Genomic DNA, 21,318 nt, shown 5'->3' with positions numbered 1-21,318 from the left:
CTGCTCCGCTTGCTCGCTGTTTCCGCGCAGGAATACGCTCACCGCGCGTGATGGTGCCGCCGCATCTTCGGGCGCTCCAGCACCGCCCAGGCGACCAGGCCCGGCAGTCCGACGCCGAGCTCGCGCGCGCGCTTCACCAGCGCCAAGGCCAGCGCGACCGGACCCGGGATGCCGGCCCAGCCGCAGAGCAGCAGCAAGGCGCCTTCCTGGATGCCGAGGCCGGCCGGCAGCAGGAAGCCAGCGGTGCGCGCGGCGTTGAGCAGGCCTTCGATCATCACCGCGTCGAGCAGGCCGATATCCTGCCCCATCAGGTGGAGCGCGATGTAGGTCTCACCGGCGCGGCAACTCCAGGCGACCAGATGCCCGCCGGTGACCGCCGCCGCCAGAGAAAGGCGGCGGTAGAGCGCCGCCAGCCGGGTCCAGAGCGGATGCTCTTGGGCTTCGTCGGCGACCAGGCGCGCAAGGCCGAAGCGCGCGGCCAGGGCGGTACCGCCCTTGATCGCGCCTTGGTGCTGGGCGGCGATCAGCAGCACCAGCGGCAGGATCGAGACCGCGACGCCGCCGACGATCCGGGCGATGGCGCCCTCGTTCAACTGCCAGAGATGCCAGAGGCCGGGTAAGGCGAACGCCGCCTGCGCGACCAGCGCCAGGGTCATGTCGACGATCACCGTCGCTGCCGAATCCAACCCACTCGATGGTTTGCCTGCGCGCTTCAAGGCGTGAAACGCCAGGCGCGCGCGGGCGAGCTCGCCGCCGACCTGCGCCACGGGGAGCAGGCCGTTGACGCTCTCGCTGACCCAGCGGGCGATGACGGTGAATCCGAAGCGCGGCCGCGCGCCGGGCGCGTAGAGCAGGCGCCAGGAAGCGCCGGCGACGATGATCGAGACGAAGCGCCAGAGGATGATCGCGGCGAGGCCCCAGCCGAGCAGCGCCACCGCTTGCCAGATCTCATCCCAGTCGTGGCGCGAGAAGACGAAGACGCAGGCCGCAATGCCGAGCGCGGCGCCGATGATGACGCGAAGACGCAATGCGGTTTGCCCCTGTCCCCGAACTCAGATGTAGCCGTGCTGGTTGAACCAGGTGACGGCGTCGGCGATCGCGACCTTGGCCGGGCGCGGCTGGTAGCCCAGCGCCTGGATCGCGTGATCGCTGGAGAAGAACATGTGCTTGCGCGCCAGCCGCACGCCGTCTTGCGTCACGAAGGGCTCGCGGCCGGTCAAGCGCGCCCAGAGCTCCGCCAGGAAGGCGATCGGCATCACCACGTCATGCGGCAGCCGCCATTTCGGCGCCGGGCGGTGCACGATCTCGGCGACCGCGGCCAGGATCTCGGCCAGGGTCAAGTTCTCGGCGCCGAGGATGTACTGCCCGCCGATGGCGCCCCGCTCCATCGCGAGCAGATGACCCTCCGCCACGTCATCGACGTGAACGATGTTCAACCCGGTATCGACGAAGGCCGGCATCCGCCCCTTGGCGGCCTCGACCACGATCTTGCCGGTCGGCGTCGGCTTCACGTCCCGGGGGCCGATCGGCGTCGAGGGATGGACGATGATGGCCGGGAGGCCCTGCTCCGACACCATCTTCTTCACCAGGGCTTCGGCCGCGTATTTCGATTGCTTGTAGGGGCTGATGATGTCGCCTTCGCGGACCGGCGTCTGCTCGTTGGCCGGCACATGGTCGCTCTGCGGCAGGCCCAAAGTCGCGACGCTGCTGGTGTAGACGATGCGCTTCACGCCGGCATTGCCGGCCGCCTCCATCACGTTGCGCGTGCCGTCGACATTGGCGCTGAACATCTCGTCGGGCTGCGGCACCCAGAGCCGGTAGTCGGCGGCGACGTGGAAGACGGTGTCGCAGCCCTGCATCGCCCGGTCGAGCGAGGCGCGGTCGCGCAGGTCGCCGACCTCGATATCGACCTTGATGTTCTCGAAATTGCGGCGGTCGCTGGAGGGACGGACGAAGGCGCGCACCGTCTGGCCCCGCTGCAGCAGGGCGCGGACCACGGCGGAGCCGACGAAACCCGAGGCGCCGGTAACCAGAGCCGTCATATCAACGACGCTCCTCACCGAATCCAATGGACCGACAGAACCCTGCCGTCACGACCGCAACCCCCTTGGCATCCGCACCAAAAGCCCCGGCTGATAAATACAACATCTCGGCGGTCTGACTCAAAATTGATCCAAGGCGGCAGCGACCCGAATCGCCCTGCCCGGGTCGATAATATAGGCCGCTTCGCCTGTCATCTGTGGCTCAGCCGGCTGACGAAATCGTAACAGACGGCAACGGCGGTCGCGGTCGCCGGGACGGGATTACAGCATTTCCAAGGGCTTCGCCCGGGCCGGCGGCGGAAAGTCGCGGTCGATTTCCGCCAGGTCCTGTTCCGTTAACTTGAGATCGCCGGCTGCGGCATTCTCCCGCACGCCCTCCAGGCGGCTGGTCTTCGGCACCGCGAAGACGGATTTCGACCGCAGGCACCAGGCCAGCATCACCTGCCCGACAGTCACATGATGCCGTGCCGCCACGCCTTTCAGAGCCGCGGATTTCGGCAGCCGCCCCTGGGCCAGCGGCGAATAGGCCATGACGGGAATCCCGGCTTTGGCCTGGAACGGCAACAGGTCGAAATCGATGCCCCTTGTGCCGACGTTGTAGAGGACCTGGTTGGTCTGCGTGGCCTTGGCGCCGCCCGCGATACCGGCGGTGAGCGCCAGCCATTCCTTCATGTCGTTGACGTCGAAATTGCTGACCCCGAAGCCGCGGGTCTTGCCGGCCTGCTGCAAGTCCATGAACCCCGCCAGGGTCTCGGCCAGCGGCACGCCGCCGCGCCAATGCAGCAGATAGAGGTCGATGCGATCGGTCTTCAGCCGCTTCAGGGAACGCTCGGCCGCCTGCACCACGGCCTTGCGAGCGGCATTCGAGGGCAGCACCTTGGTCACCAGAAAGACCTGGTCGCGCTTGCCGGCGATGGCCTCGGCAACCACCTCCTCCGACTTGCCCTCGGCATACATCTCCGCGGTGTCGATCAGGTTCATGCCGAGCTCGAGGCCGAGCTGCAGCGCCCTCACCTCGTCACCGCGCTTCGAGGCCTGCTCGCCCATGCGCCAGGTGCCCTGGCCCAGCACCGGAATCTCGTCGCCCATCGGCAGTCGGAGTTTGCGCATCATTGGCCCCACGGTTTGAACCGCAGCAATCTAGCGGGCGAAGATCGAGGCCGCTATAGTGCCGGCCCATGAGCATATTCTTCTTCGCCCTCGGCGGGCTGTTCGCCATCGCTACCCTCGGCACCCTGCTGACCGGCGTGGTCGGCATGGGCAAGGGCGGCGCCTTCAACGAGAAATACGGCAACAAGCTGATGCGCTACCGCGTGATCTTCCAGGGTCTCGCGATCGGCTGTTTCGTGCTCGGCCTGCTGACGCGCTGACGGCCCGCATGGTCCAGCTCACCCGCATCTACACCAAGGGCGGCGACAAGGGCACGACCTCGCTCGGCACCGGCAAGCGCGTGTCCAAGCACGACCCGCGCGTCGCCGCCTATGGCACGGTCGATGAGGCCAATGCCGTGATCGGCATCGCAAGACTGCATGCAGAAGGCGAGCTGGATGCCATGCTTTCACGGATCCAGAACGATCTCTTCGACCTCGGCGCCGATCTCTGCCGGCCGGATATCGAGAACCAGGAAGGCCTGCGCATTGTCGAGGCCCAGGTCGAGCGGCTGGAACGCGAGATCGACGCGATGAACGCCAAGCTGCAGCCCTTGAACTCCTTCGTCCTCCCCGGCGGCTCGCCGGCCGCGGCCTATCTGCACCAGGCCCGCACCATCGTCCGCCGCGCCGAGCGCGAGATGACCGCGCTCAGCGAACGAGAACCCGTGAATCCCGCGGCAATCCGCTACGCCAATCGTCTCTCCGATCACCTCTTCGTCGCCGCCCGGGCCGCCAACGACTGGGGCAAGGACGACGTGCTCTGGCAGCCCGGCGCCAACCGGTAGCCCGCGACGAGGCGCATGCGGCGATCGCACAGGCCAAGGGCCTGATCGCTTTTGCGTCGCAGGCCGCGCGCAACCGCCGGCGGCCGCAGGAGGACGATCATCCGTTCTTCCGCCCGCTGCAGGAAGCGGCGCAGGACCTGGACAGCGCCCTCTGCGAAGCCGGGCAAAGTCTGAGCGCGGCGGAGTCGGGGTGGGCAGCGTCTCCGCCGTCCAGACCACCACCCTCCTGGTCCAGATGTCGGTCGAAGTGTCGGTCACGGCGAATCTCGTCATCTGACCAATTCGAGAGGCAAATCAGCCGCTTAAACCGGGCCTTTCAGGCCCCGGAAAGCCCCCTGTGGCCACGTTGACACGTGTCTGTCGCATCAATATTGTGCAACCGCGAAAAAAGCGGGCAGGCCTTGAGCCGCCGCGGAAAATGACCCCCTTCGTGAGATCCGAGCAGCAAGATGAAAGTCCTGGTCGCGGTTAAGCGGGTGGTCGACGCCAACGTGAAGGTGCGCGTGAAAGCGGACGGCACCGGCGTCGAGACCCAGAACGTCAAGATGTCGATGAATCCCTTCTGCGAGATCGCGGTCGAGGAAGCCGTGCGCCTGAAAGAGGCCGGCAAGGTGACCGAGATCGTCGCGGTGTCGCTGGGCGGCGCGCAATGCACGGAGACGATCCGCACCGCGCTGGCCATGGGGGCAGACCGCGGCATCCATGTGCAGACCGATGTCGAGTTGCAGCCGCTGGCGGTGGCGAAGCTGCTGAAAGCCGTCGTGGACAAGGAACAGCCCGGCCTCGCCATCCTCGGCAAGCAGGCGATCGACGACGACAGCAACCAGACCGGCCAGATGCTCTCGGCCCTCTTGGGCTGGCCGCAGGCGACCTATGCCTCGAAGCTCGTCATCAACGGCGACAACACCGCCAACGTGACCCGCGAGGTTGATGGCGGCCTGGAGACCGTGCAGGTGAAGATGCCCTTCGTCATGACGACGGATCTGCGCTTGAATGAGCCGCGCTACGCGTCGCTGCCGAACATCATGAAGGCGAAGAAGAAGCCGATCGAGGCGCTGACTCCGGAAGCGCTGGGGGTCGATCCGGCGCCGCGCCTGAAGACCCTGAAGGTCGTCGAGCCCGCCAAGCGCTCCGCCGGCGTCAAGGTGAAGTCGGCGGCCGAGCTGGTCGAGAAGCTGCGCAACGAAGCCAAGGTCATCTGAGCTTCCCCGATAAAATCTCTCCCTGGGATGAAGATCCATGAGTGTTCTGATCATTGCCGAGCATGACAACGCGACCCTGAAGCCCGCGACCCTGCACACGGTGACCGCGGCCAAGAAGATCGGCGGCGATATTCATATTCTGGTCGCCGGCCAGGGCGTGGACGGTGCCGCAGCGGCCGCCGCGAAGGTCGCCGGCGTTGCCAAGGTGCTGAAGGCCGATGACGCAGCCTATGCGCATCAACTGGCCGAGAACGTGGCGAAGCTGATCGTCGCCCTCGCGCCGAACTACAGCCATGTCCTCGCCGCGGCGACGGTCAACGGCAAGAATTTCATGCCGCGCGCAGCCGCCTTGCTGGACGTGCAGCAGATCTCGGAAATCTCCGGGGTCGAGAGCGCCGATACCTTCGTGCGCCCGACCTATGCCGGCAACGCGATGACCACCGTCCAGTCCTCGGACAAGATCAAGGTCATCACCGTTCGCGCCACGGCCTTCGACCTCGCCCCGGCCGAGGGCGGCTCGGCCGCGATCGAAGCCGCTTCGGGCGGTGGCGATGCGGGCCTCTCCAAGTTCGTCGGCCAGGAAGTGCAGAAGACCGAGCGTCCGGAGCTGACCTCGGCCCGGGTCGTCGTCTCCGGCGGCCGCGGCATGCAGAACGGCGAGAACTTCAAGCTGCTGGAAGCGGTGGCCGACAAGCTTAATGCCGCGGTCGGCGCATCGCGCGCCGCGGTCGATGCCGGCTTCGTGCCCAACGACTACCAGGTCGGCCAGACCGGCAAGATCGTCGCCCCCGACCTCTACATCGCGGTCGGCATCTCGGGCGCAATCCAGCATCTGGCCGGCATGAAGGACAGCAAGGTCATCGTCGCCATCAACAAGGACGAGGACGCGCCGATCTTCCAGGTGGCGGATTACGGATTGGTGGCCGACCTGTTCCAGGCGGTCCCGGAACTCACCCAGGCGCTCGAGAAGAAGTAGTCTCGGGGAACGCGCCGGGCTTTGAAAGGCTGAAAGTATGATCGAGACGGTTGGTGTGATCGGCGCGGGCGCCATGGGCAACGGCATCGCCCATGTTTGCGCGCTGGCCAAGATGGACGTGACGCTCGTTGACATCAACGAGAAGCAGCTCGCGAAAGCACTCGACACGATCCACCACAACATGGACCGGCAGATCAAGCGCCAGCTGATCACCGATGCCGACCGCGACGCCGCGCTGAAGCGGATCACCACCTCGCTGAAATACGACGCGCTGAAGAACTGCGACATCGTCATCGAGGCGGCGACCGAGAAGGAAGAGATCAAGAAGGAGATCATGAAGACGGTCTCGCCGCTCTTGAAGCCGAGCGCGATGATCGCCTCCAACACCTCCTCGATCTCGATCACGCGGCTGGGTGCGGCGACCGACCGGCCGTCGAAGTTCATCGGCATCCATTTCATGAACCCGGTGCCGGTGATGCAGCTCGTGGAGCTGATCCGCGGCCTCGCCACCGACGACGAGACCTTCACCGCGGCGAAGGGCCTGGCCGAACGCCTCGGCAAGACCACGGCGACGGCGGAAGATTTCCCGGCCTTCATCGTCAACCGCATCCTGCTGCCGATGATCAACGAGGCGATCTACACGCTCTACGAGGGCGTCGGCTCGGTGGACTCGATCGACACCGCGATGCGGCTCGGCGCCAACCACCCGATGGGCCCGCTCGAGCTCGCCGATTTCATCGGCCTCGACGTCTGCCTCTCGGTGATGCAGGTGCTCTATGACGGCCTGGCGGACAGCAAGTACCGCCCCTGCCCGCTGCTGGTGAAGTATGTCGAAGCCGGCTGGCTCGGCAAGAAGACCAAGCGCGGCTTCTACGACTACAGCACCGAGACCCCGACGCCGACGCGCTGAGCGTGGTGCAGGTGGCGCCGGCGAAGACCCGGACGGCGACCTGTTCCTGCGGCGGCCTTTCCGTCATCTGCACCGGCGAGCCCGCCAAGGTCTCGCTCTGCCATTGCCTTGAATGCCAGAAGCGCACGGGCAGCACCTACGGTATCGGCGCCTTCTTCCCCGCCGCAGCGGTCACCGCGCGCGGCGCGACCCAGACCTACACCCGTCCCTCAGACAGCGGCCAGGCCGTCAGCTTCCGTTTCTGCCCGACCTGCGGTTCCACGGTCTTCTGGGAAGCCCATCGCCTGCCCGGCATGATCGCGGTCGCCGTCGGTGCCTTCGCCGACCCCAGCTTCCCGGCACCGGAGCAGGCGGTCTACGGCGAGCACCAGCACGGCTGGGTCGTGGTGCCCGGGTCATAGGCGAGGATCGACATTGGCGGTGGAGTCGCCGCCGGATCGGCAAGCCCCAACCCCACCCGAACCACGATTAGATCCCTCTCGATCAGGCCCGACGGACTCTCCTAAAAGCCGGACACCCGGACAGACGGACACCCCTTAGGGGGATGTCCAGTCTGTCCGAGGAGGGTCCTTCAATCTGGCCTGACTGCTTTCACGCGCGCCTTCACAGGCTGATCACCGCGATCAGCGCCATGGTCGTCATGGCGATGGAAAACAGCAGCCAGGTGCGCGTCCGCAGCCTGCGGCCGGCCGGGATGCCGGGGGCCTGGTCGCCGGCGCCGCGCGGCGCCGGGTTGCAAAGAGCGGGATCGGGTTGCTGCATGCGAGCCTGTTCGCGCCAAGCCGTGGCTGCTCAACCAACCGGCGCAGCGCACGGTCTTTCCGTCGTAACGAGAAACCGCGGGTGATTTGGAACGGCGCCGGCGGGCGCGCTCACCGTCCGTCTTGTCCGGGTGGCTCAGAGCTTGGTCTTGTAGAGCTCTTCCACGAAGGCCTTCGCGGCCGCGATGGTGAATTGCAGCGCCTGCGCCTTGGGGTCGGTCCCCCTGCCCGGCACCTCCATGGCGGAAGCCAGCCGCGGCACGCCGCCCGCGGCGAGGAAAGCTTCGTCGGTCATCGGCACGACGACGTGCTGGGTGCGGTAGCGGCCGTTCAACAGCCGACGGGCGCTGACCGAGATATCGAACCCCCGGTATCTGAAACTGTCTTCCATAAGAATCGGCGGACGTCTGCGAAGCGACGAACATACCAGCCGCCCGCAGCGAAGGTAGAAATCTTGGAGTTCCGGCCCCGAGAGACGTTGCCGGCCCTTATCGCATCCCGCGCGCGGAACGGCCGCGGCGGGCGACGTTGACTGTCACTCAACAGGCGCAGAAAGCGAGAGTGACATGGGACAGCAACAGAATCCGAACCAGCCGCAGCGGCAGCCGAACGAGGGAAATCCGGGCCAGGGCAACCCCGGTCATGGCAATCCGGGTCATGGCAATCCGGGCCAGGGCAATCCGGGCCAGGACAATCCGGACCAGACCGGCAAGCCCGGCACCGGCCGGCCGGATGAAGGCCGGCCCGGCCAGCCCGGAACCCCCGCCGGCGGCCGGGACTGAGACCGCGCCACCTCGCCGAGCCTCCGCACGCGAGGAAGAGAGCGCCGGCCCCAGCGGGTCGGCGCTCTTTGCTTGCGCCGCCGACGGCTTCAGTCGGTGCGGCGCTAATTCGGGACAGACCCGATAACGCAGCGGCACACACCGCGCAACTGATCCAGGTCTAGGCAGAAGCCCTGACTAGGATTTAAGGCTGGTCCGGCTAGATTGCTCGGGAAAGGCAGACCCGTCACCATGGATCACCCTTCGGACCACCGCCCCACGCCGAACTCTCCCACGGACGTCGCCTTCGCGCACGGCTTCCAGTGGGCCGGCAGTTTCGTGAAGCTCGCCACCTATCGCGGCCGGCCGCTTTCCTTCCGGCTCTCCACCCAGCTCGCCGCCAACTGCCTCGCGCCGCAGCCGGGCGCGATCGGGCCGGTGCAGAACGTCGCCGCCAACGAGCCCGCGATCGAGCGCGCCTGCCGGCGCGCGCTGGCGCGGCTCAGCCACAGCATGGCGACGATCGATCTCCAGCGGCAAGATTTCGACGCCGCCGCCTGAAGCACCGGGGGATCGCCGTGCCGCTCCGCAACAGCGTGGACGAACTCGCATCCGACAAGGTCAAGTCGTTGCATGACTGGTGGCGCGCCGCACTCGATGGCGCCGGGCGCATTCCCGATCGCCGCGACTTCGACCCGACCCGCTTCGCCCGGCTGCTGCCCAACCTGATCATTGCGGAAGTGGAGCGCGATCCCTTCCGCATCCGCTATCGCCTGGTCGGCACCAAGGTCGCCGACGTGCTCAACATCGACTTCACCGGCCGCTATCTCGACGAGCTCATCGACGGCGCCACCGACACGCCGTGGCAGGACTACTTCGTGACCGCCTTCGAGCAGCGCGTGCCGATCCTCGGCGAGATCACCGAGCGGACGCTGTCGGGCGGCACTTTCATCTTCGAGTTCGGGATCTTCCCGGTCACCGCCGGCGGCGCCGCGGTCGGGCAGTTCCTCTGCATCGAGGATTACTTCGACTTCAACCTGACCTCGGCCGAGCTCATCCCCTGGTCGCTGCGGGACGCCAAGCTTTCTGCCTGAGCGCGTGGGGGTGAGTCCGGCTCTAACCCGCGCCCCCGAGCAGCGCATCCACCACGCGCACGACCTCCTCGACGACGAAGGGCTTCTCCAGCGTGGCGTTGGCGCCCAGCCGCTTTGCGATCGCCAGCACGTCGTATTTATGGTCGGCGCCGGAGATGGCGAGGATCGGCGTCTCGATGCGCTGCCGGCGCAGCTGCCGGATCACCTCGAGCCCGTCGGTCTCCGTCATGTAAATGTCGGTCACCACCAGCGCCGGCGCGAGCGCGTCGAAACGCGCCAGCGCTTCCGCGCCGTCGGCGACGTCGATGCAGCGATAGCCCCGGTCCGCCAGGGCCGCGCAGATGTCCATGCGGACCATGGCTTCGTCATCGACGACCAGGATGGTGGGTGGCTGAAGGTCGCGGGGCTGGGCGGCGGACGCGCCGCCGGGATCGAGGGACATGATGCTCAGGAGGCTGGCTGCGAAAAGTTGTAGAGAATCCTAATCAGAGACCAACCGCCGCGATGGCGCCTGCGTTCCCTTGCGCCCCCTGGGCGTTGCGGGACCCCAGCGCCGCCGGATTCGCTCGAGACTTGAACTAAGACCGCGATCGTGGGTTAATACCGCAGCGTCGGCTTCCACCCTGGACATGTCGACGCCTGAGAGACTGCGGCACTGCCTGTGAGGTGTCCCGCGCTCCCGTTCAAAACGGAGGGCGCGCCGGTGGCGAGTCTCAATTTCACGCGACACGATTCCATTCGGGATCTCGCCCTCCAGCAAGGGAGGGCACCATGGCTGTCAAGCCGCTCGAGCATTCCCGCGACGGCCCGGCCAAGCGGCCGCGGCCGGCGCGTAGCGCGGGTAAGAGCTATGCCGACCTGGTCACGGGCAGCTTCGCCGCGGTGGCGCGCTCGCACGAGCTGCTGACGCGCACTGCGAACCTGCCCGGCATGCCGGAGGCACCGCCGAGCAAGGCACCGCCGAAGAACGCATAGAGCGTGCTGCGACCTCAGGGCGTTTCCTTGCCGGGCTCGCAGCAGAGCACGCTGGTGCGCCCGGGCCAGCCGGTCGGGCCCAAGTTGAACAGGGCGATGATACCCAGCACCGCGAACAGCAGCACCGCAAACACCAGGACCGGCGTGCCGATCCGGCGCAGCGGCGAGACGTCGTCGTCGCTGCCGCGCTCGATCTCCTGCCGGACCCGCTCCAGCACGGCGCGGACGGACGGCGCCGCTTCCGGGGTCTGGTCCCGGTCTGTCCGGGCGAGATCAGTCCTGGGCGCCGATACCTCCCTCTCGCCGCGCTGACGTTCGGCCGCTTTCGGCTCCATGCGGCCCGGCCAGGCCGCGTGGATCGCCATCACCTTGGGAATTGCGATACAGCCGAGATCGGTGGTCTGGAACAGCCGGGCATCGGGCAGGCCCCAGCGCTCGGGCGGGGTCTTCCGCTTCATCCAGCCCTGCTTCTCCATCTCGAGATAGAGCGCGTGTTTCGGGTTGCCCTCGATCACCGTGGTGTCGGCCGGGATGCGCGCGACCGCCTCGAGGGTCGCAAGATCGCCGCGGGTGAGCTCGTTGATCATCCGCAGCATCGGCTTGGCCGCGAGCAGGAGTGCGAGGTCGTTGCCGGCGAGCGACGCATTCTGTGCCACGGCTTGGCGCAACCAGGCCTCCGCCGCCTCGAGATTCTGCCGGCCGCCGCGGCCGTAGAGCCGGAACAGCCCGGCATTGTGCTGCGCCGCCTCCAGGCCCTGCGCTGCCGCCTTCTCGTACCAGGCAAGTGCCAGTTGGTCGTCGGCGGCGACGCCCTCGCCCCGCGACAGCATCGCCGCCAGGCTGAACTGCATTGGGGCGATGCCCTGCTCCGCCAGCGCCCGGAAGATCGGCAGCGCGGTGCTGAAGTCGCGCGCCTGATGCGCCGCGAAGGCGCGCGTCGAATCCTTGGCCAGGATATGCGCGGTCGCGCGCCGCTGATAGTCGTCGCCCGAGGGCTCGATCGCGGGCGGCTCCGGCGCGACCTCGCGCGGCGCCAGCCATTCCGGCGCGACCCGCAGGGTCTCCAGCGCCAGCAGGATGCCGGGGCGTCCGGGCTCGGTCATGCGGAAGACCGCGCCGCCGCCGGGCGGCGCCGGATCGGCGCCGAAGGCCCACTCCATCCAGCCGGCCGCCACCAGCGCGGCGCACAGGCTCTCGGCCGCGCTGCCGGCCTTGGTGCGGAGCTCTTCCCCCGTGCGGATGACGCCGGCTTCGAGCACGAAGAGATCGGCATGGGCGAGCTGCAGCAGGAACGGTAGCAGCGGGCGGATGGTGCGGAGCTGGGCCAGGCGTTCCGCCGCGCCCTCGGTCGCCGCGCCGGCCAGCGTGTACCAATGCTCGGCCTGCCCCAGGTCCTGCCGCACGCCGATGCTGAACTGGAACATCGAGCCCAGCGTGAGCTGGGCATTGCCGAGCCCCTGCTCCGCCGCCTTCAGGGTCCAGCGGAAGGATTGGGCGAGGTCGACCGGCACGCCCTCGCCGTTCTTGTAGAGATTGCCGAGGGTCTCCTGCGCCGGCGCGAAGCCCTCCTCGGCCAGCACCCGGATCATCTCCGCGGCGGCTTCGTGCTCGCCGCGCATATGGGCGGCCCAGGCGGCGAGATAGCGCTCCCGGCTCAAAGACTGCCCCTGTGATCGGAGGTGACATCTGCGGGCGAAATGCAACCCACGCCGCCAGACTATTGGTTGCTCCGAAAACTGGCAATATGAATGGGATGCCGGAAATCCGTGGGTTTTGTGAATTTGCCGCAATCCGGACACATTCTTGGGAACCCAAGCTCACGTGATGGGTCGATTCCGCAAGGCCCCGCCTCACAGGCCCCAACGAAACGGACAAAACCATGCTTGCCGTCTGTTTGACGATCTGGCTGCTGCTGCAGCTGCCAGTGGCACTGGTGCTCGCCCGATTCATCGGCTGCCCAAGTAAGCGGCACGCGGTGAAGCGTCACGCACCACGCCGGTCTCCCCTTGCGCCCACCCGCGCTCGCGCGGCTTAGGCGGGGTTTGAACCCGACTTACCGGCACGGATCCGGTGGGATCGGTTCGGCTCCCAAGGTGTTGCCCTTTCCGTTCTGGTTCGGGCGGGGATTTCAATGACCGATGTACACGCGATCGAAGCGGCGCGCCGGCGCGTGCGCGAAGCCGAGGAGAAGTTCGACCGGCAGACCCGCCGCTACGCGCTGATGACGGTGCCGTCCGACGCCGGCACCAAGGTCGGCAGTTCGGAGAAAGGCGAAGCCGCCAAGGCGCTGCTGGCCGAGCTGGAGGCCGAGCTCGAAGCAGCAAAAGAGGCGCTGCTGAAGCTGGAACGCGATCCGAAATAGCGCGGCACTCGCGCTGGAACCAGCACCGGGAGTCTCGGTTGGTTCGACGCCAGGCATTGCGCCTAAACCGGGAGAAAAGATAGATGGCAAGCAGCAAGGACATGGACGCAGTCGCTCTTCTCAAAGCCGACCACCGCAAGGTCGAGGAGCTGTTCGAGAAGTTCGAATCCGCGCGCAGCAACAAGCAGAAGATCGCCGAGCAGATCTGCATGGAATTGATGATCCATGCGCAGATCGAGGAGGAGATCTTTTATCCGGCCTGCACCGGCAAGGTCGAGGACGCGAACCTCGTGCAGGAAGCCTATGTCGAGCACGACTCCGCCAAGGTGCTGATCGCGGAAATCCTCGCTGGCGGGCCGGACGACGAGTTCTACGACGCCAAGGTCAAGGTGCTCTCCGAGATGATCAAGCACCACGTCAAGGAAGAGGAGAAGCGCGCCGAAGGCCTGTTCGCCGAGGCGAAGGAAGCCGGCCTGGACATGGACGCACTGGGCGAGCAGCTCATGGCTCGCAAGGAAGAGCTGATGGAGGAGTTCAAGTCCGGCCTGCCGACCCCGCAGACCCGCTCCTTCAAGGGCACCGAGCTGGAGCACGGCGAGCCGGTCAGCCAGGCGGCCTGATCGACAGGAGTAATGGATGGACTGGAACCGCGAAGAAGAGATCCGCAAGCGCGCGCTGCGGATCTGGGAAGACGAGGGCAAGCCGGAAGGCAAGGATGCCCAGCATTGGGCACAGGCCGAGCGCGAGCTCGAAATGACTTCGCACCAAGGCGGAGAGGCCGGCAATCCGCGCGGCTTCGCCGAAGGCTCACAAACCGAGCGCAGCGCCGAGGACCTCAAGTCCGGCGACGCTCGCCGGCGCTAGAACGATCCCGCAGCCGGACGGACGGACATGCCTCCAGGGCTTGTCCGTTTGTCCGGTTTCTTCGTTTCAAGCGCAGCGACCCTCGTAGTAGACGTCATAGATGCTGCCCAACGCGCCGGTCGATAACAACACCGGCTTACGCGATGTGATCTCATAGCCGTTAGGACAGGTTGCGGTCTGCTGCAGCCGCTGCTCCAGCCACCGCATCCGCCAGGACTCGCCGTTGGCGCTGTCCTCGGGATAGGCGGCATCGGCGATGGCGCGAAACTCGAAGCCGCCATCGACCGCGTCGAAACGCGTCGCTTCCGGCTTCTTCAGATATTCGCAACCGCCGGCCAGCATCGGCAGGACGACGGCGGTCGCCACGATCCCGATCTTCAGCTTCACCACTGACAGCATTGCAATGAAAGGCCGGGCGGGTCCCGAAGTATCCCCGCGATGGGGCCCGAATCCGCCCAACGCCGGGCGGCTCGCTCGGCGAACCCAGAAATCGACAGGAAGGTGCGCGTGATCACGGTTTGCCCGCATCAACCCCAGGATGCTGGCCATCCCGCAGGGCCGGGTATAGCGTCGTCCGCTCCGTTCCCGGCCACCCGGTTTAATATGAAGCGTGCCGCCTTCTTCCCCAATCCCTCGATTACCGTCGAGCTCATGACGGTGGTGGTCGTCGCCACCAGCGTGCTCTCGGCCTCCGTGCTGTGGAGCAAAGCCGCGACCGACAATTGGTATCTCGACCACATCAATGCCTTCATCGCCACGCTGATGGCGATCCTGGCCGCGCATCGCCTCTATCTCGGCGTCGCGCCGCGGCTGGCCCGCTTTGCCTGGATCGCGGTGCTGGTGCTGTTCCTGGCGCTGGCCGTCATTTCGCCCTACGAGGCGGCGATGGACCGGATCGAGACCATGCTCGGCATCGAGGACATCGACGATCTCTGTCTCTGGTTCGTGCTGCCCTGTGCGCTGCTGGCAGCCTTGCGCGCCGAGCGCGTGGCCGCGCTGCCGTTCCAGCTGCTGGTCGGCGGCTTCATCGCCCAGACGCTGTCGACCGGGCTCGATCTCTTCGACGACAACCTGGCGCCGATCGGCCGCATCACCATCGGCGAGATGGTCGATTTCTCGGAGTTCGTCTATCTGACGCTCTATTTCGTCGGCCTCACCCTGTTCATGGCCTCGGTCTATCTGCGCCTGTGGCCGAACGGCGCCGCGCAGCCGACCGGCCTCACCCGTTCACTCGCCAAGCGCGGCAAGTCCGCCCTGCGCTATCGCGTTTGGAAGCTGCGCCACCCCGAAGGCAGCCATGGCGATTACTATGCCGAGCGTATCGCCCGCCGGCTCGACCGCGGCGACGGGCATGCCACCTTGGGCCTGCAGGAGCGCCAGCGACCGGCGCACTCGACCCGCGGCGCGGGCGACTCCGACCTCGATCTCTGGCAGCGCGGCGCCGGCACCTTCGGTTTCCTGAAGACCTATGGTCTCGAGCCGCTGCACAAGGTGGTCGATTACGGCTGCGGCAGCCTGCGCATCGGCATGCATTTCATCGACCATCTGGCGCCGCAGAAATACTGGGGCGTGGACGTGACCCGGCGCTTCTTCGAGGACGGGCTGCACCGGCTGGATCCGGAGCTGCTCGCCGAGAAGGCGCCGCGGTTCGACCAGATCTCCGCGCAGAGCCTGGCCGCGATCCAGGCATGGCAGCCGGACTTCGTGTTCAGCGTCTCGGTGCTGATGCATGTGCCGCCGGTCGAAGTCGAAGGCTTCCTGCGCAAGATAACCGACCTGCTGGCGCCCGGCGCCCGCGCCGTGATCCTGTTCGACCGCACCGAGCAGAACGCCAAGACCGCGACGATGAGCTGGACCTATAACGAAGCCTATCTCTGCGAAGCGCTGCGCCGCATCAACCCGGCATTCCAGATCAGCTTCCGCTTCTTCGAGCCGGCTGGTTTCGCCGGCCGCAAGCCGATCAGCCGCCTCGGCATGGAGCTCGTCGCGCCGGCGGGCTAGGCCGCGGCGCGGTCGAGCAGGCTGTCCAGCAGGCTCTCCAGCTGGCGTGCGCGGAACGGCTTGGTGAGGGTGGCATCGGCGCCGAGGGTCCTGGCGAGCTCCGGCTGGCCGCCGGACATCACGATGATCGGCACGGTCTCGCCGCGGCTGCGCAAGGCGTTGATCAGCACGAAGCCGTCCGAGCCGCCCATATACATGTCGGTTACGATCGCGGCGACGTTGCGCGCCTCGAAGAGCGCCAGCGCCTCCTCGCCCTCGGCCGCGGTCAGGGTCTCGTAGCCGCTTTCCGCCAAGGCCTCGGCCAGGCTCTCGCGGATGAGCAATTCGTCATCCACGATCAGAATCAGCGGGCGGTGGGTGGTGTCGTCCATACCCCTGCTTAGGCCAGGGGCACCGCTGCGACGATGATCCATGTCAAAAGCCGCAAAATATGCATTAGGCTGCCCCGATGACCGGAATCCTCTACGCCCTGCTTTCCGCCGCCCTTTTCGGGGTCAGTGCGCCCTTGGCCAAGCTCTTGCTGGGTGAGATCTCGCCCTGGCTGCTGGCCGGCCTGCTCTATTGCGGCTCCGGCTTGGGCCTTGCTTTGGTGCGGCTGGTCCGGCGCTCCAACGAAGCGGGCTTGAGCCGCCGCGACCTGCCCTGGTTCGGCGCGGCGGTGCTTTCCGGCGGCGTCATCGGCCCGGTGCTGCTGGTCTTCGGACTGGCGCAAAGCTCGGCTGCCGAGGCCTCGCTGCTGCTCAATCTCGAAAGCGTGCTGACGCTCGGCATCGCCTGGATCGTCTTCAAGGAGAATGTCGATCGCCGGCTGCTGATCGGCGCGGCCGCGATCGTCGCCGGCGCGCTGGTGCTCTCCTGGCCGGAGGATGCTTCAGTCGGCCTCAGCTCAGGCCCGCTGTTGATCGCCGGCGCCTGTCTCGCCTGGGCCATCGACAACAACTTCACCCGCAAGGTCTCGGCTGCGGACCCGATGCAGATCGCCATGGTGAAGGGCCTCGCCGCCGGCATCGTCAATGTCGCGATCGCCTTCACTCTCGGGGCGCCGGTGCCGGGCCTTGCCGCGGTCGCGGGCGCCGGCCTGCTCGGCTTCTTCAGCTATGGCGTCTCGCTGACCCTGTTCGTGCTGGCGCTCCGGCATCTCGGCACCGCGCGGACGGGCGCCTATTACGCACTGGCGCCCTTCATCGGCGCCGGCGTCGCGATCCTGTTCCTGGGCGAGCCGATCGGCCTCGCCTTCGTCGCCGGCGGCCTGCTGATGGCGATCGGCCTCTGGCTGCATTTGACCGAGCAGCATCAGCACGAGCATGTTCACGAGCCGATGGAGCATGAGCATGTCCATGTGCATGACGCCCACCACCAGCACGACCATGCCCCCGGCACGCCGCCCGAGCCGCATGTGCACAAGCACCGGCATGCGCGGCTGATCCACCGCCACCCGCATTACCCCGACCTGCACCACCGGCATTCGCATTGAGCCGGATGGACGGACACGCCCTCGGGCCGGGTCTGTTTGTCCGGGCTATTCGTCCGGCAATTTCGAGATCAGCAGCTTGTCGATGCGACGGCCGTCCATGTCCACGACCTCCAGGGTGAAGGCGCCGACCGTGACCTTCTCGCCGGTCTTCGGTACATGGCCGAGGCGGTCCAGCACCAGGCCGGCCACCGTCGTGTAGTTCTTGCCCGACCATTCGTAGGCGCCGACCGCGCGCTCGGCATCGATCACGCGCACCCGCCCGTCCACCAGCCAGGTGCCGTCCGCGCGCTTCACGACATTGGTCGCCTCGTCGCTGGATTCCAGGAGTTGGCCGGTCACCGCCGAGAGCACGTCGCTCGGCGTCACCACGCCCTCCAATGAGCCGTACTCGTCGAGCACCACCGCGAGATGCGACGGCGCGTTGCGGAACAGCTCCAGCAAGCGCAGCGCCGTCGTCGTTTCGTGGATGCTCAGCACCTGGCCGCAGGCAGCCTCGAGATCGATCGCCTGCCCGGCCGCCAGCTGGTTCATCAGGTCGCGCATCCGCACCATGCCGACGATGTCGTCGAGTTCGTCGCCGCAGAGCAGCAGGCGCGAATGCTTGGCGGTGGCCAGGGTCTGCAGCACGTCCTCGCGGGCATCGTGCTTCGACAGCCATTCAACGTCGGGCCGCGGTGTCATGATCGCCTTCACCGAGAGATCGCCGAGCGCGAACACGCCTTCCAGCATGTGGCGCTCGGACTCCTCGATCCCGCCCTGCTCGGCGCCTTCGGCGATCAGGGTCTTCACCTCCTCGTGGGTGACGCCCTCGCGCTCCTTGTGGCCGCCCAGCAGCCGCACCAGCAGCTCGGTCGAGCTCTGCAGCAGCCAGACCACCGGCGTGCCGATCTTGGCCAGCAGCGCGATCGGCCGGCTGACCACCACGGCGATGCCCTCGGCATGGTTCATGGCGAGGCGCTTCGGAACCAGCTCGCCCACTACCAGCGAGAGATAGGTGATGATCGAGACCACGATCACCAGCGCCGCATCGTCCGCCATGGTGCCCAGCACCGGGAAGGTCTCGCGCAGATAAGTGGCGAACGGCTCGGCCAGCGTTGCACCGGAATAGGCGCCGGCGACGATGCCGATCAAGGTGATGCCGATCTGCACCGCCGAGAGGAACTGGCCCGGATCCCCGGAGAGCTTCAGCGCCAGCGCCGCGCCCTTGTGCCCGCGCTCGGCGAGCTTCTGCAGCCGCGGCCGGCGCGAGGAGACGATGGCAAGCTCCGACATCGCGAAGAAGGCGTTGAGCAGGATCAGCAGCAGCACGATCCCGCATTCGAAGAGGATGGTCACCGGGGTTCCTTATACGGCGCTAGAGGATCGTCTGCTTCAGGAGGCTGATCGCCTCGGCGCTGTACCAATCGACCGGCGCATCGACCCGCACCAGCGCGAAGCCATTCTTGTCGATCAGCAGCGAGACCGGGATCGCCTTGATCTCCAGGGCTTTCGCAAAGACGTTCTTCGGATCTAGATAGGGCTTCAGCGCATCCCAGCGCCGGTTGGCGAGGAAGTCGCGCACCTTCGCGGGGTTCGGCTCGTCCACCGCGACCGCGACGACGGCGAGCGTGCCCGGCGCGGCATCGGCCTGGAGCTGATTGAGCGTCGGCATCTCGGCCAGGCAGGGCGCGCACCATTTGGCCCAGATGTTGAGCAGGACCGGCCGGCCCTTGAAGTCGGCGAGACGCACAGTGTTGCCGTCCGCGTCCTGGAAGGCGAAGCCGCCCATCTGCATTGGCGGCTCCACCGGCTTGAAGCCTTCCGGCAGCGCGACCCCCGCGAGGGCGCTGGGCGGCGGCGGCGCGGACATCCGCCAATACCAGGTGCCGCCGGCCCCGATCGCGACCAGGACCGCGATCAGCACCGGAACCAGGATGCGCAGGCGCGATGCCGTCACGACGCATTCCCCTTCAGGTAATGCGCGATCAGCGCCTTGGCCGCCGTCGAATCCCATTGCGCGGCGCCTTCGATCCGCCCGACCAACCGGCCCTCGCGGTCGATCACGACGGTGAACGGCAGGCTCCTGGCCTGGAAGGCTTCCTGCAGGCTGCCGCGGGTGTCGTTGTAGAGGCTGAGATTCTTGATCCCGGCGCGGCGATAGAACGGCGCCGACTTCTTGATGCCTTGGCGATCGGTCGAGACCGCGACCACGGCGAAGTCCTTGCCGCCGAGGTCGGATTGCAGCTGGTCCAGGGCCGGCATCTCGGCCACGCAGGGCGGGCACCAGGTGGCCCAGAAGTTCAAGACCACGACCTTGCCCTTGAAGTCGTCGAGGCCGACCGGCTGGCCCATTTTGTCCTGGAATTTGGGCGCGGCGATTTGCTCCGGCGGGTCGATCGGGCTAAAGTCGCCGGAGATTCCGGCAAATTTGGGCGGTTCCGCCGCGCCGGCCGTCGCCCCCCAAAAGGCGATGGCGACGAAGGCGGAAAGGTGGATAAACCGCCCGAGGGCAAGACGAGTTAAAATCGAGACCATGACGCAACAGAATCCTAAAAAACCGGCCGCAGCCCCAAACAATCCGGGGATCGGCGACGAAGCGGTAACCCGCATGTGGGGCGGGCGTTTCGCCGCCGGCCCCTCGGCCGTGATGCAAGAGATTAACGCGTCGATCGATGTGGATAAAAGGCTTTATCGCGAGGATATTGCCGGCTCCCTGGCCCATGCCGCCATGCTCGCCGACCGCGGCATCATCAGCAAGGAAGACGGCGCCGCCATCGCCAAGGGGCTGGAGGCGATCCGCGCCGAGATCGACGCCGGCAATTTCAAGTTCGACGCGGCGCTGGAGGACATCCACACCAATATCGAGGTGCGGCTGAAGGCGCTGATCGGCGATGCCGCCGGAAGGCTGCACACCGCCCGCTCCCGCAACGACCAGGTGGCGACCGACTTCCGCCTCTGGGTGCGGCGCGCCTGCGACGAGGTGACCCTCGATCTGAAGGATCTGCTCGGCGCCCTGATCGACCGCGCCGAGGAGCACGCGGCGACCCTGATGCCGGGCTTCACCCACCTGCAGCCGGCGCAGCCCACCACCTTCGGCCATCACCTCCTCGCCTATGTCGAGATGTTCGGCCGCGACGTCTCGCGCCTGGCCGATGCGAGGGCGCGCTTGAATGAATCGCCGCTCGGCGCCGCGGCGCTCTGCGGCACCTCCTTTCCGATCGACCGGCACCAGACCGCGAAGGCCTTGGGCTTCGACCGTCCGACCGCGAACTCGCTCGATTCCGTCTCCGACCGCGACTTCGCGCTGGAATATTTGTCGGCGCTGTCGCTGATCGCCATCCATCTCTCCCGCTTCGCCGAGGAGATGGTGCTCTGGACCAGCGACGGCTTCCGTTTCGTCTCGCTCTCGGATGCCTTCACCACCGGCTCCTCGATCATGCCGCAGAAGCGCAACCCGGATGCGGCCGAGCTGGTGCGTGCGAAAGCCGGCCATGTGATCGGCATGCTGACGCAACTGCTGATCGTGATGAAGGGCCTGCCCTTGACCTACGGCAAGGACATGCAGGACGACAAGGCGCCGACCTTCGCCGCGACCGACACCGTGCGCCTGGGGCTGGCCGCGACGGCCGGAATGGTGCGCGACATGAAGGCCAACCCGGAGCGGATGAAGGCCGCGACCGCCGGTGGCTTCATCACCGCGACCGATCTCGCCGACTGGCTGGTCCGGAAGCTCGGCGTGCCGTTCCGCAGCGCCCATCACACCACCGGCGAGCTGGTGCGCTTGGCCGAGAGCAAGAACCTGCCGCTGGAGCAGCTCACGTTGGCCGAGATGCGGGCCATCGAGCCGAAGATCACCGAGGACCTCTTCACCGTCCTCACCCCCGAACACTCCGCGGCCAGCCGCACCAGCTTCGGCGGCACCGCGCCCGACAACGTGCGCAAGGCCGCCGCCCAGGCGCGGGAGCGCTTTCTATGAACATA

General features: G+C 67.0%; 28 protein-coding genes. 16 read left to right on the top strand and 12 right to left on the bottom strand.

What is annotated here, in order from left to right; translation table 11 throughout:
* Positions 1-38 precede the first annotated feature (38 nt).
* The 3 genes from ACH2CY_RS03960 to ACH2CY_RS03950 form a co-directional block, all read right to left on the bottom strand.
* The gene (locus tag ACH2CY_RS03960; protein WP_395016168.1) at positions 39-1,028 is read right to left on the bottom strand and encodes a lysylphosphatidylglycerol synthase domain-containing protein; all 990 of its coding nucleotides are present in this window, start codon (positions 1,026-1,028) and stop codon (positions 39-41) included.
* Between the two features lie 24 nt (positions 1,029-1,052).
* Positions 1,053-2,042, bottom strand: a complete 990-nt coding sequence (hpnA, locus tag ACH2CY_RS03955) for a hopanoid-associated sugar epimerase (RefSeq protein WP_395016165.1) — start codon at positions 2,040-2,042, stop codon at positions 1,053-1,055.
* A gap of 261 nt (positions 2,043-2,303) precedes the next feature.
* A complete protein-coding gene (locus tag ACH2CY_RS03950) occupies positions 2,304-3,152 on the bottom strand; it encodes an aldo/keto reductase (RefSeq protein ID WP_395016163.1) in 849 nt (282 codons plus the stop codon).
* A 68-nt stretch (positions 3,153-3,220) separates the two neighbouring features.
* On the opposite strand from ACH2CY_RS03950, the gene ACH2CY_RS03945 reads away from it, so the two are divergent.
* The 6 genes from ACH2CY_RS03945 to ACH2CY_RS03920 all read left to right on the top strand — a co-directional run bounded on the left by ACH2CY_RS03945 (position 3,221) and on the right by ACH2CY_RS03920 (position 7,467).
* Positions 3,221-3,412, top strand: coding sequence for a twin transmembrane helix small protein (locus ACH2CY_RS03945; RefSeq protein WP_395016162.1), 192 nt, complete (start codon positions 3,221-3,223; stop codon positions 3,410-3,412).
* A gap of 8 nt (positions 3,413-3,420) precedes the next feature.
* Complete coding sequence (locus ACH2CY_RS03940) at positions 3,421-3,978, top strand: cob(I)yrinic acid a,c-diamide adenosyltransferase (RefSeq protein ID WP_395016159.1); 558 nt, start codon at positions 3,421-3,423, stop codon at positions 3,976-3,978.
* Positions 3,979-4,427: 449 nt separating this feature from the next.
* Positions 4,428-5,180: an electron transfer flavoprotein subunit beta/FixA family protein gene (locus ACH2CY_RS03935; RefSeq protein ID WP_395016157.1), complete on the top strand. Its 753-nt coding sequence runs from the start codon at positions 4,428-4,430 to the stop codon at positions 5,178-5,180.
* Between the two features lie 37 nt (positions 5,181-5,217).
* Positions 5,218-6,156: an electron transfer flavoprotein subunit alpha/FixB family protein gene (locus tag ACH2CY_RS03930; RefSeq protein ID WP_395016155.1), complete on the top strand. Its 939-nt coding sequence runs from the start codon at positions 5,218-5,220 to the stop codon at positions 6,154-6,156.
* Positions 6,157-6,193: 37 nt separating this feature from the next.
* On the top strand, positions 6,194-7,066 hold the full coding sequence (locus ACH2CY_RS03925) for a 3-hydroxybutyryl-CoA dehydrogenase (RefSeq protein WP_395016153.1): 873 nt from the start codon (positions 6,194-6,196) through the stop codon (positions 7,064-7,066).
* 2 nt (positions 7,067-7,068) lie between these two features.
* Positions 7,069-7,467, top strand: a complete 399-nt coding sequence (locus ACH2CY_RS03920) for a GFA family protein (RefSeq protein ID WP_395016151.1) — start codon at positions 7,069-7,071, stop codon at positions 7,465-7,467.
* Between the two features lie 202 nt (positions 7,468-7,669).
* On the opposite strand, the gene ACH2CY_RS03915 is transcribed toward ACH2CY_RS03920, so the two are convergent.
* The gene (locus tag ACH2CY_RS03915; protein WP_395016149.1) at positions 7,670-7,828 is read right to left on the bottom strand and encodes a hypothetical protein; all 159 of its coding nucleotides are present in this window, start codon (positions 7,826-7,828) and stop codon (positions 7,670-7,672) included.
* Positions 7,829-7,963: 135 nt separating this feature from the next.
* A complete protein-coding gene (locus tag ACH2CY_RS03910) occupies positions 7,964-8,218 on the bottom strand; it encodes a hypothetical protein (protein WP_395016147.1) in 255 nt (84 codons plus the stop codon).
* A 175-nt stretch (positions 8,219-8,393) separates the two neighbouring features.
* Here ACH2CY_RS03910 and ACH2CY_RS03905 point away from each other — a divergent pair, with 175 nt between their 5' ends.
* The 3 genes from ACH2CY_RS03905 (at position 8,394) to ACH2CY_RS03895 (ending at position 9,682) form a co-directional block, all read left to right on the top strand.
* Positions 8,394-8,609, top strand: coding sequence for a hypothetical protein (locus ACH2CY_RS03905; protein WP_395016144.1), 216 nt, complete (start codon positions 8,394-8,396; stop codon positions 8,607-8,609).
* Positions 8,610-8,840: 231 nt separating this feature from the next.
* A complete protein-coding gene (locus ACH2CY_RS03900) occupies positions 8,841-9,149 on the top strand; it encodes a hypothetical protein (protein ID WP_395016142.1) in 309 nt (102 codons plus the stop codon).
* A 17-nt stretch (positions 9,150-9,166) separates the two neighbouring features.
* Complete coding sequence (locus tag ACH2CY_RS03895; RefSeq protein ID WP_395016141.1) at positions 9,167-9,682, top strand: PAS domain-containing protein; 516 nt, start codon at positions 9,167-9,169, stop codon at positions 9,680-9,682.
* A gap of 22 nt (positions 9,683-9,704) precedes the next feature.
* Here the strand turns inward: ACH2CY_RS03895 and ACH2CY_RS03890 are convergent, their stop codons facing one another.
* Positions 9,705-10,124: a response regulator transcription factor gene (locus ACH2CY_RS03890; protein WP_395016138.1), complete on the bottom strand. Its 420-nt coding sequence runs from the start codon at positions 10,122-10,124 to the stop codon at positions 9,705-9,707.
* Positions 10,125-10,453: 329 nt separating this feature from the next.
* Between ACH2CY_RS03890 and ACH2CY_RS03885 the strand changes: the two genes are divergently transcribed.
* On the top strand, positions 10,454-10,657 hold the full coding sequence (locus tag ACH2CY_RS03885) for a hypothetical protein (protein WP_395016135.1): 204 nt from the start codon (positions 10,454-10,456) through the stop codon (positions 10,655-10,657).
* A 14-nt stretch (positions 10,658-10,671) separates the two neighbouring features.
* On the opposite strand, the gene ACH2CY_RS03880 is transcribed toward ACH2CY_RS03885, so the two are convergent.
* Positions 10,672-12,315 (bottom strand): hypothetical protein, encoded by a 1,644-nt coding sequence (locus tag ACH2CY_RS03880; RefSeq protein ID WP_395016133.1) that lies wholly within the window; start codon positions 12,313-12,315, stop codon positions 10,672-10,674.
* A 473-nt stretch (positions 12,316-12,788) separates the two neighbouring features.
* Here ACH2CY_RS03880 and ACH2CY_RS03875 point away from each other — a divergent pair, with 473 nt between their 5' ends.
* The 3 genes from ACH2CY_RS03875 to ACH2CY_RS03865 all read left to right on the top strand — a co-directional run bounded on the left by ACH2CY_RS03875 (position 12,789) and on the right by ACH2CY_RS03865 (position 13,883).
* Positions 12,789-13,019 carry a hypothetical protein gene (locus tag ACH2CY_RS03875; protein WP_395016132.1) on the top strand — a complete coding sequence of 77 codons (231 nt, stop codon included), beginning with the start codon at positions 12,789-12,791 and terminating at the stop codon, positions 13,017-13,019.
* An 83-nt stretch (positions 13,020-13,102) separates the two neighbouring features.
* The gene (locus ACH2CY_RS03870; RefSeq protein WP_395016130.1) at positions 13,103-13,639 is read left to right on the top strand and encodes a hemerythrin domain-containing protein; all 537 of its coding nucleotides are present in this window, start codon (positions 13,103-13,105) and stop codon (positions 13,637-13,639) included.
* A 16-nt stretch (positions 13,640-13,655) separates the two neighbouring features.
* The gene (locus tag ACH2CY_RS03865; RefSeq protein WP_395016128.1) at positions 13,656-13,883 is read left to right on the top strand and encodes a DUF2934 domain-containing protein; all 228 of its coding nucleotides are present in this window, start codon (positions 13,656-13,658) and stop codon (positions 13,881-13,883) included.
* A 66-nt stretch (positions 13,884-13,949) separates the two neighbouring features.
* On the opposite strand, the gene ACH2CY_RS03860 is transcribed toward ACH2CY_RS03865, so the two are convergent.
* On the bottom strand, positions 13,950-14,282 hold the full coding sequence (locus tag ACH2CY_RS03860) for a hypothetical protein (protein WP_395016126.1): 333 nt from the start codon (positions 14,280-14,282) through the stop codon (positions 13,950-13,952).
* A 204-nt stretch (positions 14,283-14,486) separates the two neighbouring features.
* Between ACH2CY_RS03860 and ACH2CY_RS03855 the strand changes: the two genes are divergently transcribed.
* On the top strand, positions 14,487-15,884 hold the full coding sequence (locus tag ACH2CY_RS03855) for a class I SAM-dependent methyltransferase (protein WP_395016123.1): 1,398 nt from the start codon (positions 14,487-14,489) through the stop codon (positions 15,882-15,884).
* Here the strand turns inward: ACH2CY_RS03855 and ACH2CY_RS03850 are convergent.
* Positions 15,881-16,255 carry a response regulator transcription factor gene (locus ACH2CY_RS03850; RefSeq protein WP_395016120.1) on the bottom strand — a complete coding sequence of 125 codons (375 nt, stop codon included), beginning with the start codon at positions 16,253-16,255 and terminating at the stop codon, positions 15,881-15,883. The two genes, ACH2CY_RS03855 and ACH2CY_RS03850, sit on opposite strands and share 4 nt — an antisense overlap.
* Before the next feature lie 77 nt (positions 16,256-16,332).
* On the opposite strand from ACH2CY_RS03850, the gene ACH2CY_RS03845 reads away from it, so the two are divergent.
* Complete coding sequence (locus tag ACH2CY_RS03845; RefSeq protein WP_395016118.1) at positions 16,333-17,358, top strand: DMT family transporter; 1,026 nt, start codon at positions 16,333-16,335, stop codon at positions 17,356-17,358.
* Positions 17,359-17,403: 45 nt separating this feature from the next.
* Here ACH2CY_RS03845 and ACH2CY_RS03840 read toward each other — a convergent pair whose 3' ends face one another.
* From ACH2CY_RS03840 to ACH2CY_RS03830, 3 genes are read right to left on the bottom strand one after another with little or no spacing between them, the layout of a single operon-like run.
* Positions 17,404-18,693: a hemolysin family protein gene (locus tag ACH2CY_RS03840; RefSeq protein ID WP_395016116.1), complete on the bottom strand. Its 1,290-nt coding sequence runs from the start codon at positions 18,691-18,693 to the stop codon at positions 17,404-17,406.
* A 19-nt stretch (positions 18,694-18,712) separates the two neighbouring features.
* Complete coding sequence (locus ACH2CY_RS03835; protein ID WP_395016113.1) at positions 18,713-19,294, bottom strand: TlpA family protein disulfide reductase; 582 nt, start codon at positions 19,292-19,294, stop codon at positions 18,713-18,715.
* Positions 19,291-19,872, bottom strand: a complete 582-nt coding sequence (locus ACH2CY_RS03830; protein WP_395016110.1) for a TlpA disulfide reductase family protein — start codon at positions 19,870-19,872, stop codon at positions 19,291-19,293. Before ACH2CY_RS03830 ends, ACH2CY_RS03835 begins: the two co-directional genes overlap by 4 nt.
* Between ACH2CY_RS03830 and argH the strand changes: the two genes are divergently transcribed.
* Positions 19,871-21,313 carry an argininosuccinate lyase gene (argH, locus tag ACH2CY_RS03825; RefSeq protein ID WP_395016109.1) on the top strand — a complete coding sequence of 481 codons (1,443 nt, stop codon included), beginning with the start codon at positions 19,871-19,873 and terminating at the stop codon, positions 21,311-21,313. The genes ACH2CY_RS03830 and argH overlap by 2 nt on opposite strands.
* The last annotated feature ends 5 nt before the right edge of the window (positions 21,314-21,318 follow it).

It is taken from the genome of Dongia sp. (assembly GCF_041905885.1).
In the GTDB taxonomy this organism is placed as follows: Bacteria; Pseudomonadota; Alphaproteobacteria; order Dongiales; family Dongiaceae; genus Dongia.
This window is presented reverse-complemented; position numbering and strand designations above follow the sequence as displayed.

Coding starts and splice junctions, on each gene's coding strand:
- hpnA (WP_395016165.1), bottom strand. CDS start 2,042: ATGACGGCTCTGGTTACCGGCGCCTCGGGTTTCGTCGGCTCCGCCGTG.
- ACH2CY_RS03950 (WP_395016163.1), bottom strand. CDS start 3,152: ATGCGCAAACTCCGACTGCCGATGGGCGACGAGATTCCGGTGCTGGGC.
- ACH2CY_RS03945 (WP_395016162.1), top strand. CDS start 3,221: ATGAGCATATTCTTCTTCGCCCTCGGCGGGCTGTTCGCCATCGCTACC.
- ACH2CY_RS03940 (WP_395016159.1), top strand. CDS start 3,421: ATGGTCCAGCTCACCCGCATCTACACCAAGGGCGGCGACAAGGGCACG.
- ACH2CY_RS03935 (WP_395016157.1), top strand. CDS start 4,428: ATGAAAGTCCTGGTCGCGGTTAAGCGGGTGGTCGACGCCAACGTGAAG.
- ACH2CY_RS03930 (WP_395016155.1), top strand. CDS start 5,218: ATGAGTGTTCTGATCATTGCCGAGCATGACAACGCGACCCTGAAGCCC.
- ACH2CY_RS03925 (WP_395016153.1), top strand. CDS start 6,194: ATGATCGAGACGGTTGGTGTGATCGGCGCGGGCGCCATGGGCAACGGC.
- ACH2CY_RS03915 (WP_395016149.1), bottom strand. CDS start 7,828: ATGCAGCAACCCGATCCCGCTCTTTGCAACCCGGCGCCGCGCGGCGCC.
- ACH2CY_RS03910 (WP_395016147.1), bottom strand. CDS start 8,218: ATGGAAGACAGTTTCAGATACCGGGGGTTCGATATCTCGGTCAGCGCC.
- ACH2CY_RS03905 (WP_395016144.1), top strand. CDS start 8,394: ATGGGACAGCAACAGAATCCGAACCAGCCGCAGCGGCAGCCGAACGAG.
- ACH2CY_RS03900 (WP_395016142.1), top strand. CDS start 8,841: ATGGATCACCCTTCGGACCACCGCCCCACGCCGAACTCTCCCACGGAC.
- ACH2CY_RS03890 (WP_395016138.1), bottom strand. CDS start 10,124: ATGTCCCTCGATCCCGGCGGCGCGTCCGCCGCCCAGCCCCGCGACCTT.
- ACH2CY_RS03885 (WP_395016135.1), top strand. CDS start 10,454: ATGGCTGTCAAGCCGCTCGAGCATTCCCGCGACGGCCCGGCCAAGCGG.
- ACH2CY_RS03875 (WP_395016132.1), top strand. CDS start 12,789: ATGACCGATGTACACGCGATCGAAGCGGCGCGCCGGCGCGTGCGCGAA.
- ACH2CY_RS03870 (WP_395016130.1), top strand. CDS start 13,103: ATGGCAAGCAGCAAGGACATGGACGCAGTCGCTCTTCTCAAAGCCGAC.
- ACH2CY_RS03865 (WP_395016128.1), top strand. CDS start 13,656: ATGGACTGGAACCGCGAAGAAGAGATCCGCAAGCGCGCGCTGCGGATC.
- ACH2CY_RS03860 (WP_395016126.1), bottom strand. CDS start 14,282: ATGCTGTCAGTGGTGAAGCTGAAGATCGGGATCGTGGCGACCGCCGTC.
- ACH2CY_RS03855 (WP_395016123.1), top strand. CDS start 14,487: ATGAAGCGTGCCGCCTTCTTCCCCAATCCCTCGATTACCGTCGAGCTC.
- ACH2CY_RS03850 (WP_395016120.1), bottom strand. CDS start 16,255: ATGGACGACACCACCCACCGCCCGCTGATTCTGATCGTGGATGACGAA.
- ACH2CY_RS03845 (WP_395016118.1), top strand. CDS start 16,333: ATGACCGGAATCCTCTACGCCCTGCTTTCCGCCGCCCTTTTCGGGGTC.
- argH (WP_395016109.1), top strand. CDS start 19,871: ATGACGCAACAGAATCCTAAAAAACCGGCCGCAGCCCCAAACAATCCG.
- ACH2CY_RS03830 (WP_395016110.1), bottom strand. CDS start 19,872: ATGGTCTCGATTTTAACTCGTCTTGCCCTCGGGCGGTTTATCCACCTT.